This is a genomic window from Crossiella cryophila, from assembly GCF_014204915.1.
GTDB lineage: Bacteria > Actinomycetota > Actinomycetes > Mycobacteriales > Pseudonocardiaceae > Crossiella > Crossiella cryophila.
Genome location: NZ_JACHMH010000001.1, coordinates 2,607,445 through 2,619,896, shown reverse-complemented (window position 1 = coordinate 2,619,896; position 12,452 = coordinate 2,607,445). Strand labels below are relative to the sequence as shown.

The 12,452-nt window shown below is 71.3% G+C and carries 11 protein-coding genes; 4 read left to right on the top strand and 7 right to left on the bottom strand.

Annotated elements, in window-relative coordinates; all coding sequences use genetic code 11:
* Positions 1 to 24: 24 nt before the first annotated feature.
* Genes HNR67_RS12205 through HNR67_RS12195 form a run of 3 tightly spaced genes read right to left on the bottom strand, consistent with a single transcriptional unit; the run spans position 25 to position 2,620 of the window.
* Positions 25 to 780 carry an FAD:protein FMN transferase gene (locus tag HNR67_RS12205; RefSeq protein ID WP_221489862.1) on the bottom strand — a complete coding sequence of 252 codons (756 nt, stop codon included), beginning with the start codon at positions 778 to 780 and terminating at the stop codon, positions 25 to 27.
* On the bottom strand, positions 780 to 1,217 hold the full coding sequence (locus tag HNR67_RS12200) for an FMN-binding protein (protein ID WP_185002147.1): 438 nt from the start codon (positions 1,215 to 1,217) through the stop codon (positions 780 to 782). The genes HNR67_RS12205 and HNR67_RS12200 overlap by 1 nt, the downstream gene beginning before the upstream one ends.
* Before the next feature lie 35 nt (positions 1,218 to 1,252).
* Positions 1,253 to 2,620: a ferredoxin reductase family protein gene (locus tag HNR67_RS12195; protein ID WP_312987062.1), complete on the bottom strand. Its 1,368-nt coding sequence runs from the start codon at positions 2,618 to 2,620 to the stop codon at positions 1,253 to 1,255.
* Positions 2,621 to 2,785: 165 nt separating this feature from the next.
* Between HNR67_RS12195 and HNR67_RS12190 the strand changes: the two genes are divergently transcribed.
* On the top strand, positions 2,786 to 3,493 hold the full coding sequence (locus HNR67_RS12190) for a response regulator transcription factor (protein ID WP_308301070.1): 708 nt from the start codon (positions 2,786 to 2,788) through the stop codon (positions 3,491 to 3,493).
* Complete coding sequence (locus tag HNR67_RS12185) at positions 3,490 to 4,977, top strand: sensor histidine kinase (RefSeq protein WP_185002144.1); 1,488 nt, start codon at positions 3,490 to 3,492, stop codon at positions 4,975 to 4,977. The genes HNR67_RS12190 and HNR67_RS12185 overlap by 4 nt, the downstream gene beginning before the upstream one ends.
* On the opposite strand, the gene HNR67_RS12180 is transcribed toward HNR67_RS12185, so the two are convergent.
* The 4 genes from HNR67_RS12180 to HNR67_RS12165 are packed head-to-tail and all read right to left on the bottom strand — an operon-like array spanning position 4,923 to position 10,342.
* The gene (locus HNR67_RS12180) at positions 4,923 to 5,801 is read right to left on the bottom strand and encodes an oxygenase MpaB family protein (RefSeq protein WP_185002143.1); all 879 of its coding nucleotides are present in this window, start codon (positions 5,799 to 5,801) and stop codon (positions 4,923 to 4,925) included. The genes HNR67_RS12185 and HNR67_RS12180 overlap by 55 nt on opposite strands.
* On the bottom strand, positions 5,798 to 7,096 hold the full coding sequence (locus HNR67_RS12175; protein WP_185002142.1) for an MAB_1171c family putative transporter: 1,299 nt from the start codon (positions 7,094 to 7,096) through the stop codon (positions 5,798 to 5,800). Before HNR67_RS12175 ends, HNR67_RS12180 begins: the two co-directional genes overlap by 4 nt.
* The gene (locus HNR67_RS12170) at positions 7,093 to 7,665 is read right to left on the bottom strand and encodes an ImmA/IrrE family metallo-endopeptidase (protein ID WP_185002141.1); all 573 of its coding nucleotides are present in this window, start codon (positions 7,663 to 7,665) and stop codon (positions 7,093 to 7,095) included. The genes HNR67_RS12175 and HNR67_RS12170 overlap by 4 nt, the downstream gene beginning before the upstream one ends.
* Positions 7,666 to 7,708: 43 nt before the next feature.
* Positions 7,709 to 10,342 carry a valine--tRNA ligase gene (locus tag HNR67_RS12165; RefSeq protein WP_185002140.1) on the bottom strand — a complete coding sequence of 878 codons (2,634 nt, stop codon included), beginning with the start codon at positions 10,340 to 10,342 and terminating at the stop codon, positions 7,709 to 7,711.
* Positions 10,343 to 10,475: 133 nt separating this feature from the next.
* Here HNR67_RS12165 and HNR67_RS12160 point away from each other — a divergent pair, with 133 nt between their 5' ends.
* Positions 10,476 to 11,396, top strand: a complete 921-nt coding sequence (locus tag HNR67_RS12160) for a hypothetical protein (RefSeq protein ID WP_185002139.1) — start codon at positions 10,476 to 10,478, stop codon at positions 11,394 to 11,396.
* Between the two features lie 246 nt (positions 11,397 to 11,642).
* Positions 11,643 to 12,413: a sugar phosphate isomerase/epimerase family protein gene (locus tag HNR67_RS12155; protein WP_185002138.1), complete on the top strand. Its 771-nt coding sequence runs from the start codon at positions 11,643 to 11,645 to the stop codon at positions 12,411 to 12,413.
* Positions 12,414 to 12,452 lie beyond the last annotated feature (39 nt).

The window sequence follows — 12,452 nt, the reverse complement described above, 5'->3', positions numbered from 1 at the left end:
CGTCCGAGTCTACGTACCCGCCGATCAGACCAGCGGCAGGCCCGGTGAGCTGAACACGCTCCGGTCCGCGCGCACCGCGAACACCGAGCAGCCCGGCTCGGCCGCGGCCCAGGCGATGCCGTCCTCGCCGAGGGCGAAGGCGGCGGTGGCGGTGGTGTCCGCGATGGTCAGGTCGGCGGCGAGCACCGTCACGCTGAGCAGCGCGTGCCGCGGTGGCAAGCCGGTGCGGCCGTCCACGATGTGCGCGCCGCGCTCGTAGGCGGCCGAGGTGGCCACCGCCGCCGAACCGACCTCCAGCACGCCGCAGAGCTGGTCGGCCTCATCCGGGTGCCGGATACCGACCCGCCACCGCCTGCCCGGCCCCGGCTCGCCGTGGGTCACCACGTCGCCACCGGCGTTGAGGCAGAAGTTGCGGGCCCCGGCCCGGCGCAGCAGCCCGGCGGCCCGCTGCACCGCCCAGCCCTTGACCACCGCGCACGGGTCCAGCGCCCGGCCCGGCAGCCAGGCCCGGAACGCGCCGCCGGTGCGCTGCTGGTAGTCCACGCAGACCTGCAGCACGTACCGCAGATCGGTGCTCAGCTCGGACTCGGCCAGCTCGCCCCGGCTGAACAGGCTGACCTCGCTGTCCAGCCGGAACGGGCTGAACCGGGCGTCGACCTCGTGCAGCCAGTCGAAGACCCGCTGCACCGCCTGCTCGCCGATCAGCTCGTCCCGCAGGTCCACCGACACCGGCAGGCCCATCACCTGCTCAACCCTGCGCACCGTGCCCACCGCGGACATCAGCGTCCCTTCGCATCGATCGCGGCCTGCAACGACTTCGCGTAGGCCTGGCTGGTCTGGGTGGCGCCGGAGACGGTGTCGATATCGGCGCTCTGCGCGCTCAGCGCGGACTGCCGAAGCTGCGGCAACGCGCCCTGGGTGCGGGTGCTGGTCGGCGCCCGCAGCGCGCGGACCTCGGTGATCCGGTCCCCGGTGAAGGTGACCTGGACCTGCACCGACCCGTAGTTGGTCGACTCGCTCGACCCAGTGGTGCTGGTGCTCGCGGGCTGGCCGCCGCCTGCGGGCGGCGCGCCGCTGGTGCTGGGGGCGGCGGAACCGGTCTCGGCGGGGGCCGGGTCGGCGAGCACGGCGGTGCTCTCGTGCGGGGTGGCCTCGAAGCGCCACAACGGGATGAGCCCGGCGACGGTGAGCAGCAGGACGGGGATGACCCGGCGCATGGGGAGGGTCCTTTCGCGTCTCGAGAGTGGGGGGGTCAGCTCGCCAGGCTGAAGCGTTCGGCGTGGATCTGGTCGCGGGGGACGTCCAGTTCGCGCAGGCCGCGCAGGACCGCGTCGGTCATCGGGGGCGGGCCGCAGACGAAGACGTCCCTGGAGCGGATGTCGGGCACCAGCGCGGCCAGGTTGGCCGCGCCCAGCAGCGGGCCGTGTTCGCTCTGCGCGTCGTTGGGGCCGGTCAGCAGGTGCAGCACCGCTCCCCTGGCGTGGGCGAGCTGGGCCAGTTCGCCGAAGAGCACCGCGTCGCCGTGCGCACGCACCCGGTAGAGCACCACCACGTGCCCGGCCATGTCCTCCAGCAGCGCCCGCACCGGGGTCACGCCCACGCCACCGGCGACCAGCACCGCGTTCGGGGTGCGCTGGTGCATGGTGGTGAACGCGCCGTAGGGACCCTCGGCGAAGACCCTGGTGCCCGGCTGGATGTGCCGCAGGCCCGCGCTGCCGGGGCCGAGGGCCTTGGCGGTCAGGCGCAGTGAGCGGCCGTCGGGGGCCGCCGAGAGCGAGAACGGGTTGGCCTGCCACCAGCGGTCCTTGGCCAGGAAGCGCCACAGGAAGAACTGGCCCGCGCGGGCGGGCAGGCGGTCCAGGTGGCGGCCGGTGATGTAGACCGAGACCACGCTGTCGGACTCCGGCACCACCGCGGTCACCCGGAACCGGTGCCGCAGGTTGCGCCACAGCGGCAGCAGGAACCGGCCCAGCACCACCGAGCCCAGCGCCAGGCCCCACAGCGTCCACCAGTAGGCGCGGGCGAACGGCGAACCGGCGAAGGTGCGTCCGGCCGCGAGCTGGTGGCCGAAGGCGAGCACGACCGCGAGGTAGGTGTAGAGGTGGATGAAGTGCCAGGTCTCGTAGGCGAGCCTGCGCCGGGCCGCGCGCACCGACACCGCGCCGACCATCATGATCAGCAGCAGCGCCACGATGGCCCGCAGCACACCGTCCACTGTGGTCGCCAGCTCGGCGAACTGGGTGACCACCGGCAGGTTCTCCGCCTGGGCGTAGCCGTAGGTGATGAACACCGCGTGCGCCAGCAGTGTCCACAGCAGACCGAAACCGGTCCACCGGTGCCAGGAGGTCAGCCGGTCCATCCCGATCCGGCGGTCCAGCCAGGGCAGCCTGGCCACCAGCACCAGCTGGAAGGCCATGATCAGCGCGCCGTACAGGCCGGTCAGCCTGCCGAGCAGGATCAGCGCGTTGTCGTCGAACCCGGCCGCGGCGAACAGTCCGGCCACCACGGCCGCGTTCGCCGCCAGCAGCGCGTACAGCCCGGTCCGGGCCACCGCCTTCGGGCGCAGGGACGGGGTCGGGGTGGGCGGCGTCGGCGGCGCGGGGGCTTCAAGCGTGGTCACTGGTCTGCTCCTGCTCGGGTCTGCTTCAAGCGCTGGGGGCTTCGGTTGTGAGCCTCGCCAACGAAGCTGTGTCCACGCTGTCCCGAAGCTGTCGACTTGCTGTCTCGTGCCCCGCAGGCCGCCCACGGCCTCGCCGCGGGGCCCGGACTGACGCACCATGTGCAGGTGAGCAACGACAGCCAGGTCCGTCTGCTGGTGGTGGACGACGAACCGCACATCGCCGACCTCGTCGCCACCGTGGCCCGCTACGAGGGCTGGCGGGCGGCGACGGCGGGTACCGGCGCGGAGGCGCTGCGGCAGGCCGCCGCGTTCAACCCGGACATCGTGGTGCTCGACCTGATGCTGCCGGACCTGGACGGCTTCAGCGTGCTGGACCGGCTGCGGGAGAGCGGCTCACTGGTCCCGGTGGTCTTCCTCACCGCCAAGGACGGCACCGCCGACCGGATCGTCGGCCTGACCCGCGGTGGCGATGACTACCTGGTCAAACCCTTCTCGGTGGAGGAGCTGATGGCCCGGCTGCGCGCGGTGCTCCGGCGCAGCACCGCCCAGGCCTGGACCCCGCAGGCGCGTTCGGTGCTCCAGGTGGCCGACCTGACCCTGGACGAGGACACCAGGGAGGTCCGCCGGGCCGGGAAGCTGGCCACGCTCACCCCCACCGAGTACGAACTGCTGCGCTACCTGATGCGCCGCTCCCCCGCGGTGCTGACCAAGGCGCAGATCCTGGACCACGTCTGGGAGTACGACTTCGGCGGCCGCTCCAACGTGGTCGAACTGGTCATCTCGCACCTGCGCCGCAAGGTCGACAACGGCCATGAACCGCTGATCCACACCATGCGCGGGGTCGGCTACGCGCTGCGCCAGGCCGTCCAGTGAGCTGGGGCGGCCGCTGGCGGGCTGCCTGGCAGCGGACCCGGCTGGGCACCAGGCTGTCGCTGGCCCTCGGCGCGTTGTCGCTGGTGGTCTTCGCCGTGGTGGGCACCGTGATGGTGACCAGCATGGAGGAGTACCTGGCCGCCCGGCTGGACGAGCAGATGAAGAAGAGCCAGATCGAGCAGACCGCGGCCTGGCGCAAGGACGGCGCCCCGCAGCCGCCGTGGTCCTGGCAGTCGGTGCTCTTCGACATGCGCGAGGGCAAGCCGAAGATGGTCAAGTCCACCGCCGGCACCACCCCGCAGAACATCGACCGGCTGGCCAAGGTCGCGCAGAAGGTGCACGGCCAGGACGAGGACCTCTACGAAACCCTTGACCTGTATGGGAAAGAGGGCACCTTCCGGGTTCGGGCCTGCACCATCAGCGGCAACGAGGTGCTGGTCAGCGCCGCGCCACGGGACGACCTGGACGGCACGGTGAGCTGGTTCATCACCGTGTGCGTCGCCATGTTCCTGGTGGCGCTGCTGGTCCTGGTGGTCTCCGGCCGCCTGGTGCTGCGCCGCGGCCTGCGCCCGCTGGCCGAGATGGCCGGCACCGCGCACGACATCCGCTCGCACGACCTCACCGACTCCGCCCAGCTGCCGGTGCGCGCCACCGGCGACGGCGGCGGTGGGGTCGAGGTGGAGGAGCTGCGCAGCGCGTTCAACCTGATGCTGGAGCACATCGACTCCTCGCTGGCCGCGCGCACCGCCGCCGAGCAGCGGCTGCGCCGTTTCGTCGCGGACGCCTCGCACGAACTGCGCACCCCGCTGACCTCCATCCGCGGCTACGCCGACCTGTTCAAGTACGCCGCCGCCAACGAACCGGCCGAACGCGACCGGCACCTGGCCCGCATCCGCGAGGAGGCGGCCAGGATGACGGTGCTGCTGGACGACCTGCTGTTGCTGGCCCGCCTGGACGCCGCCGAGGTCGAGGAACCACTGCGCCCGGAGGACATCGACCTGGTCGCGCTGGCCAACGCCGCCGCCGACGCCTTCCACGCCGCCCGCCCCAGCCACCCGCTCACCGTGGTGCTGGCCCAGGACCAGCTCGCCCTGCGCGCCGACCCGATGCGGCTGCGCCAGGTCCTGGACAACCTGCTGACCAACGCCGCCGTGCACACCCCACCCGGCACCGAGGTCGAACTGGCCGTCTGGGCCGCCGACGAGCACGCGCTGATCCGGATCAACGACAACGGCCCCGGCATCCCGGCCGCCGACCAGGAACGCATCTTCGACCGCTTCTACCGGGTGGACGACTCCCGTTCCAGGAACAAGGGCGGCAGCGGTCTGGGCCTGGCCGTGGTCCGCTCGCTGGTCACCGCGCACGGCGGCACGGTCGAACTCGCCAGCGCGCCGGGCCGCACCACGTTCCTGCTCCGCCTGCCGCTGAGCTACTCCGGCGAGCCCGGCGCCCGCGGCGTGGCCGGGCCCAGATCCGAGAGCTGATATCCGTCCGGATAAGCCTTCATCTGTCCGCCCGGGGTAAAGGCACTGCTGGTCCTCGGCTTGAGCAGCCGCTGGATCCGGGCCCGCAGCCGGAAGCCCAGCTTCACCGGGCCGCGCAGTACCCACGGGGTGCGCGGCACGCCCAGCGCCCGGCGCAGTGGCTCGTCGTCGATCACGTCCAGCAGTGCCAGGCCCAGCAACCGGCCCAGCCCGCGGGCGCGGGGTGGGAAGCGGTCGGCGATGAGTTGCTGGGAGGCGCGCAGCAGGCGGGTGTTGGCCGGGGTGTGCGCGAAGTGCTCGCGCTCGTAGGTGTCGAACCAGTGCTCGTACTTCTCCCAGCTCGCCGGGATGTCCGTGATGCCCATCCGGGAGCCCAGCTCGCGGTAGAAGTGATAGGCGGCGATGCGTTCGGCCTCCACCGGGCGGCGCCAGCCGTAGCGGTCCAGCCAGCGGAAGGGCACGAACATGAAGGTGCCCAGCACGTACAGGTAGTCCTCGTTGCTGATCGTCCACGGGCGGTGCGCGCCGTTGGTGATCCGCAGCGCGCCGCGGGCCCTGGGGTGGTCGAAGCCGTGCTCGACCATCTCGAAGATCAGCAGGCCGGTGTCCTCGGCGCGTTTGACCGGGTCGTGCTCGATGTGGCCGGTGTGCGCGAGCAGGCCGGAGATCGAGGGCACCGCGTAGGTGCGGTAGAAGGCCAGCTGCAGGGCGATGCTGACGTCGAAGCTGAACTCGTACAACGCGGTCAGCCGGTAGATCTCGGCGTAGTCGCGTTCGGGGTCCAGCTCCTGGATGCGCGCCAGGTGCACGAGTCGTCGTTTCATCGTCCGGCTTCCTCCGGCGCGGCGGGGGTGGCCGCGCGTGTGCCCAGGTGCTCGGCGAGCACCTGTCTGACCACCGGGTCCCTGGTGAAGGCGCGGGTGATCGCACGCCACCGGTCCACCAGTTCGGCCAGGTCCTCCGCGCCGGCGGCGCTGCCGAGGGGGTTGTTCGTCACGTCGGGTATGCCCAGTTCGCGGCGGCGCAGCGCGACCGCGTACCCGGCGGCGGCACTCACCGCGGCCACCTGCTCGGGCGGCCGGCCACCGGTCAGCTCCCGGACCCTGGCCGGGATCTCGGGCGGGATGGCCGGGCGGAGCTGCTTGCCGCCGTCCTCCAGCTCGATCAGCCTGCGGTAGAGCCTGCGGCGGCCCGCACGCAGGTCGAACAGGTCGGCGCGGCGGGACTTCGGCGGGTCCAGGGTGATCTCCGGCAGCACCTCGGCGAAGCGGGCCCACAGCGGGTAGAGCGCGTGGTGCGCGCGCAGGAACCGCCACCAGGCCGCGATCGCCCCGGCCAGCCGGACCAGCGGCGCGCAGTGCCGCCGCACCCACCTGGCCACGGTCTCGCCCAGCGCGCACGCGCTCACGCCCAGCGTGGCCAGCGCGCAGGCCGCGGGCATCAGCCAGCCCTCCACCGAGTTCGCGGTCCAGCCGGGGGTCACCCCGAACAGCACCGCGAGCTGGAAACCCAGTTTGTGCGCGCAGAAGGCCAGCGTGAACACGTGCGCCACCACCTGCAGCCGCAGCCCGACGAAGAGCCACCACACGTCCCTGGCCTTGGTCGACCACTGCCAGGCCAGCCGCATCAGGTTCAGCGCCGCCCAGCCCAGGTACAGGCTGAAGGTGGCGAAGGCCAGCGCGGCCACCGGATCGCCCGGCCCGCCCGCCTCGTTGCGCCCGGCAGGACCGTGCAGGAAGTCCCTGGCCCTCGGCGCGGCGGCGAAGAGCAGCAGCATCACCGCGGTGACCGCGAACAGCACCAGCGCCTGCCGGGCGGCCCGGCGGGCAGCCTGCTCCGGTTCCTCGATGGAGTACAGGAAGAAGACCTGGATCAGGTACGCGGTGCCCAGCACCAGCCCGTGCTGCACCGGCCAGGCCAGGTTGAAGCCGACCTGGTTGATCACCGGGTAGACCACCGGGAGCTGCACCGACAGCGCCAGGGCCAGCGCCAGGCAGCCCAGCAGCAGCGAGCGCACCGCCGGGTTGCCCGCCCGGCCGATGAGCTGGCGCAGCCGGGTCAGCACGGTGGCGAGCGTGGCCAGCACCACGGCCAGCACCAGGAGGCCTGCGGCGCTCACTGCTGGGTGGGGCCCAGTCCGTGCGCGAGCCGGTCGATCACCTGCGCCTCGTGCGGCGGCAATCGTTTGGCCTTGCGGCTCAGCAGGCCGGGTGCGGCGTCGAGCAGCCGGGCGGAGAACTGGGTGGCGAAGCTCTCCGCCTCCCGCTCCTGCAGGTCCTGGAACCCGGCCCGGCACAGCGCCTTGCCCAGCAGCTCTTCCCGCCGGGCCTCGTCGAGGTGCGGGAACAGCAGCCGCAGCATCGGCAGCCGGGGCTGGCCGCCCTCGCCGATGCTGCGGTGCTCCAGGACCAGGTGGCCGATCTCGTGCAGCACCGTGTTCTGCTGGTGCAGCGCCGAGGTGGTGTCGTCGTAGAAGACGTAGTCCGCGTCGTAGGCCGAGACCAGCAGCCCGTCGAAGGGCGCGACCCGGCCACCCAGCACCTGGCTCAGCGGCATCAGCTCGATCGGATGCCCGCGCCGCTCACCCAGCCTGCGGCAGAACTCGCCGACCGTGAACGGCTGGGGCGGCGCCACCGAGGAGAGCACCTGGTCCAGGACGCGTTCCACCCTGGCGGGTACTTCGGTCATGCGCTCGCCCCCTCACCGGTTCCTGGCGCGGGTGGCCAGCTAATCAGGCTTCGGGCAGCGAAGCCAACCTCGCTGTGATGCGTTCGATCTCCGCCTCGGCCGCCGCCTTGCGCTCGGTGATCTTCTCCACCACCGCGGCAGGCGCCTTGTCGGTGAACGCCGGGTTGCCCAGCTTGGCCACGCAGCCCGCGAGTTCCTTCTCGTTGACCGCGAGGTCCTTGGCCAGCCGCTTGCGCTCGGCCGCCACGTCGATCGTGCCGGAGGTGTCCAGCTCGATGGTGACCGCGCCGGTGGGCAGGTTCAGCTCGAAGTCGGCCGTGGCGGCGAACTCCGCGCCCGGTTCGTCCAGCTTCACCAGCGCGCGCACCGAGGCGGTCAACGCGGTCAGCCCGGCGGCGTCCATCCCGGTCAGCCGGGTGGCCACCCGCTGGCCGGGCTTGATGCCCTGGTCGGAGCGGAACCGGCGGATCTCGGTGACGAGCTGCTGCACGGCCGCGATCCGTTCCTTGGCGACCGGATCCGCACTCGCGCCGCTGACCGACGGCCACTGCGCGATGACCAGCGACTCCTCACCGGTGAGCGCGGTCCACAGCGTTTCGGTGAGGTACGGGGAGACCGGGTGCAGCAGGCGCAGCACCACGTCGAGGACGTGGCCGAGCACCGCGCGGGTCGCGCCCGCCCGGTTCTCGTCGTTGAGCTGGACCTTGGCCAGTTCCAGGTACCAGTCGCAGAACTCGTCCCAGACGAAGTGGTAGAGCGCCTCAGTGGACTTGGCGAACTGGTAGTCGTCCAGCAGACCGTCCACTTCGGACACCAGCGCGTCCAGGCCGTCCAGGATCCACCGGTCGGCGTCGGTCAGCGCGTCCCGCGCGGGCACCGGCTCGGCAACGGTGGCGCCGTTCATCATGGCGAACCTGGTGGCGTTCCACAGCTTGGTGCCGAAGTTGCGGGAGCCGGCCACCCACTCCTCGCTGATCGGCACGTCGGTGCCGGGGTTGGCGCCGCGGGCCATGGTGAAGCGCAGCGCGTCGGTGCCGAAGCGGTCCATCCAGTCCAGCGGGTCGACCACGTTGCCGACGGTCTTGGACATCTTCTTGCCGTGCTGGTCCCGGACCATGCCGTGCAGTGCGATGGTGTGGAACGGCGGCACGCCGTCCATCGCGTAGATGCCGAACATCATCATCCGGACGACCCAGAAGAACAGGATGTCGTAGCCGGTGACCAGCACGCTGGTCGGATAGAACTTGGCCAGGTCGTCGGTCTTCTCCGGCCAGCCCAGGGTGGAGAAGGGCCACAGGCCGGAGGAGAACCAGGTGTCCAGGACGTCCTCGTCCTGGCGCCAGCCCTCGCCCGCGGGCGGCTGCTCGTCCGGGCCCAGGCAGATCTGCTCGCCGTTGGGGCCGTACCAGACCGGGATCCGGTGGCCCCACCACAGCTGGCGCGAGATGCACCAGTCGTGCAAGTTGTCGACCCAGTCGAAGTAGCGCTTGGTCATCTCCGGCGGGTTGACCGCGACCTTGCCCTCGCGGACCGCGTCCCCTGCCGCCTTGGCCAGCGGGGCGACCTTGACGAACCACTGCAGCGAGAGCCGCGGCTCGATCGGCTCCTTGGACCGCGAGCTGTGCCCGACGCTGTGCAGGTACGGCCGCTTCTCCGCGACGATCCGGCCCTGCGCGCGCAGTGCCTCGCGGACCGCGACCCGCGCCTCGAACCGGTCCAGGCCGTCGAACTCGGTGCCGGTGTGCGCGATCCGGCCCTGCTCGTCCATGATCGTCGGCATCGGCAGCTCGTGCCGCTTGCCGATCTCGAAGTCGTTCGGGTCGTGCGCCGGGGTCACCTTGACCGCGCCGGTGCCGAACTCCGGGTCGACGTGGGTGTCGGCCACGACCGGGATCTTGCGCCCGGTCAGCGGCAGCTCGATCAGCGTGCCGACCAGGTGCTTGTACCGCTCGTCGTCCGGGTGCACCGCGACCGCGGTGTCGCCGAGCATGGTCTCGACCCGGGTGGTGGCGACCACGATCGAGGCGTCGCCGTCGCCGTAGCGCATGGAGACGAGTTCGCCCTCGACCTCCTCGTGGTCGACCTCGGCGTCGGAGAGCACCGAGCGCAGCGTGGGCGACCAGTTGACCAGCCGCTCGGCCCGGTAGATCAGGCCCTCGTCGTAGAGCTTCTTGAAGATGGTCAGCACCGCGCGGTTGGACTTCTCGTCCATGGTGAACCGCTCGCGGGTCCAGTCCACGCTCTCGCCGAGGCGGCGCATCTGGGCCAGGATCTTGCCGCCGTACTCGGCCTTCCACTCCCAGGTGCGCTCGATGAACGCCTCCCGGCCCAGCTCCCGGCGGCTGGTGCCCTCGGCCGCGAGCTGCTTCTCCACCAGCGCGTGCACCGCGATGGAGGCGTGGTCCATGCCCGGCAGCCACAGCGTCTCGAAGCCCTGCATCCGCTTGCGCCGGATGATCAGGTCGATCAGCGTGTGCTCGAAGGCGTGCCCGATGTGCAGGCTGCCGGTGACATTCGGCGGCGGGATGACGATGGTGAACGGCGGCTTGTCGCTGGCCGCGTCGGGCGTGAAGTAACCGCGCTCGACCCACCGCTGGTACAGCTCGCCCTCTACCTCCGCCGGAGCGAACTGGGCGGGGAGTTCGGTGCGGGCCTGCTGCGGAAGGGTCTCGGTCACAGCAGTCGATTCTACGGGGGCGCCGAAACCGCGATTCCCGCTGGTCGCACCGACCCCGACCAGCGACAAGACTCCCGGACCGGTACCGGCCGCTGCTAACCTCGGCACGTTTTCACTCATTCGGGGGGTTGGCATGACCGAGGACCCACAGGTGCGGGAGATCAGGCGCCGTGCGTTCTGGCGCCGCAACGGCGGCCGCTTCCTCGGATTCGGCCTGGTCATCGCCATCGGCGTGACCGGGGCGGTGCTCTACCGGACGGGCCACCTCAACGGCCTGGCGCCGGACGGCATCGGCGGCTCGACCCCCACCAGCAGCACTCCCAAGGTCAACCTGACCACCCCGTTCCTGGGCACCGAGGCCGGGCTGTGGGCCGACGGCGCGGCCGGGATCACGCTGCCGGAGACCGGCAAGCTGGGCAAGTACAGCGCGGAGCAGGTCAGGGCCTTCGCCGAGCAGGTGCGCAAGGTGCTGATCACCGCGAGGCTGGACCGCAGGGTGATCGTGGAAGGCAAGACCGAGCACGTCTTCGCGCTGATGGCCCCCGAGGCGCAGGAGCAGTACGACGAGCACCGGGAGAAGGAGAAGCTGCCCGTGGACGGCGGCTCGTTCCTCTACACCCGGATCGCCCCCGGCTACCCACTGCTGGAGGTCGAGCCCAAGGTCAAGGGCGAGCTGAAGGTGTTCCTGGACGGCAGGGGCAGGCTGACCGCGAGCACCAACTACGTGATGGCCTACGCCTTCAAGCCCGACCAGCCGGAGAAGATCACCGACCCGCACGAGCTGATCGCCATCCAGCGCCGCGAGGCGGAGTGGTTCCTCGAGGACAACAAGCAGATCCGCAAGAGTCAGCACGGCCTGTGGTGGGGCGAGAAGTTCAACGGCTACGACTACCTGATGAGCTGCCCGGCCTCGGAGAAGGAACTGCTCGCGCCGACCTTCCGGGAGAACCAGCAGCGGCGCACGAACGGTCCGGAGCCGACGGCCAAGCATGACCGCAAGCACTACTTCGATCCGAACTCGCCGGTGGGCGATGAGGACGGGTGCAAGAAGTAGCTGGGTGTATTTGATCGGCTGGGTCGGACGCATCGCAACGCGAAAAATCAACCGCACCGAGGGTGGGCGGCTCGCCGTGTCGCCGCGCGCAATGTCAGGTCACAACAGGTGATCGCGCCGTCGAACCGCACGCCGCACCTTCTCCTGGCCGATGGTTGGGGTGTGCGCTGCGCCTTCTCGCCGTGGGTTTATGCACGTACGATCCCCTGGGAAAGCGCATTCCACCCCTGGCCGCAAGGAGATCCGTTGATCGTTCCTGGTCTGGTTTCGGTGACCTTCCGGCAACTCGGTGTGCCCGAGGTGGTGCGGTTGACCGCCGCCGCGGGCCTGGCAGCGATCGAGTGGGGTGGCGATGTGCACGTCCCCGCCGGGGATCTCGCCGCCGCCGAGACCGCCCGCGAACTGACCGCCGCGGCCGGGCTGACCGTGGCCGCCTACGGCTCCTACTACCGCGCGGGGCACAGCGATCCGGCCGACCTGGACCCCGTGGTGCGCACCGCGGCGGCACTGGGCGCGCCGTTGATCCGGGTCTGGGCCGGGCAGCTCGGGTCGGCCGAGGCTGATCCGGCGCAGCGGGCGGGCACCGTGCAGGCGTTGCGGCGGGCGGCGGAAGCGGCCGCGGGGCACGGGATGCGGATCGCGCTGGAATATCACCGGAACACCCTCACCGACACGCTCGCCTCCGCTACCGCGCTGTTCGCCGAGGTGGATCGGGCAGAGGTGGTGCCCTACTGGCAACCGGCAGGCGGACAGCCCTCGGCGGTGGCGCTGACCGAGGTGCGGGCGTTGTTGCCGGAGCTGGTGACCGCGCACGTGTTCAGCTGGGGTCCAGGTGGTGGGAAGGATCGGCTGCCGCTGGCCGAACGGGCAGACCTCTGGCGGCCGGTGCTGGCCGAACTCGCCGCGGACGGCCGGGACCGGTTCGCGCTGGTGGAGTTCGTGCCGGATGACTCGCCGGCGATCTTCCTGCGGGATGCGGCCACCCTGCGTGATTGGTTGACCCACCCACTCGGGTGACATTTGGTGGGCACCCGATTGGTGGTTTGCGGGCACCCG

Bases quoted from the DNA above. Each gene is read 5' to 3' on its own strand.
- HNR67_RS12205 (WP_221489862.1), bottom strand. From the start codon at position 780: ATGTCCGCGGTGGGCACGGTGCGCAGGGTTGAGCAGGTGATGGGCCTG.
- HNR67_RS12200 (WP_185002147.1), bottom strand. From the start codon at position 1,217: ATGCGCCGGGTCATCCCCGTCCTGCTGCTCACCGTCGCCGGGCTCATC.
- HNR67_RS12180 (WP_185002143.1), bottom strand. From the start codon at position 5,801: ATGAAACGACGACTCGTGCACCTGGCGCGCATCCAGGAGCTGGACCCC.
- HNR67_RS12170 (WP_185002141.1), bottom strand. From the start codon at position 7,665: ATGACCGAAGTACCCGCCAGGGTGGAACGCGTCCTGGACCAGGTGCTC.
- HNR67_RS12160 (WP_185002139.1), top strand. From the start codon at position 10,476: ATGACCGAGGACCCACAGGTGCGGGAGATCAGGCGCCGTGCGTTCTGG.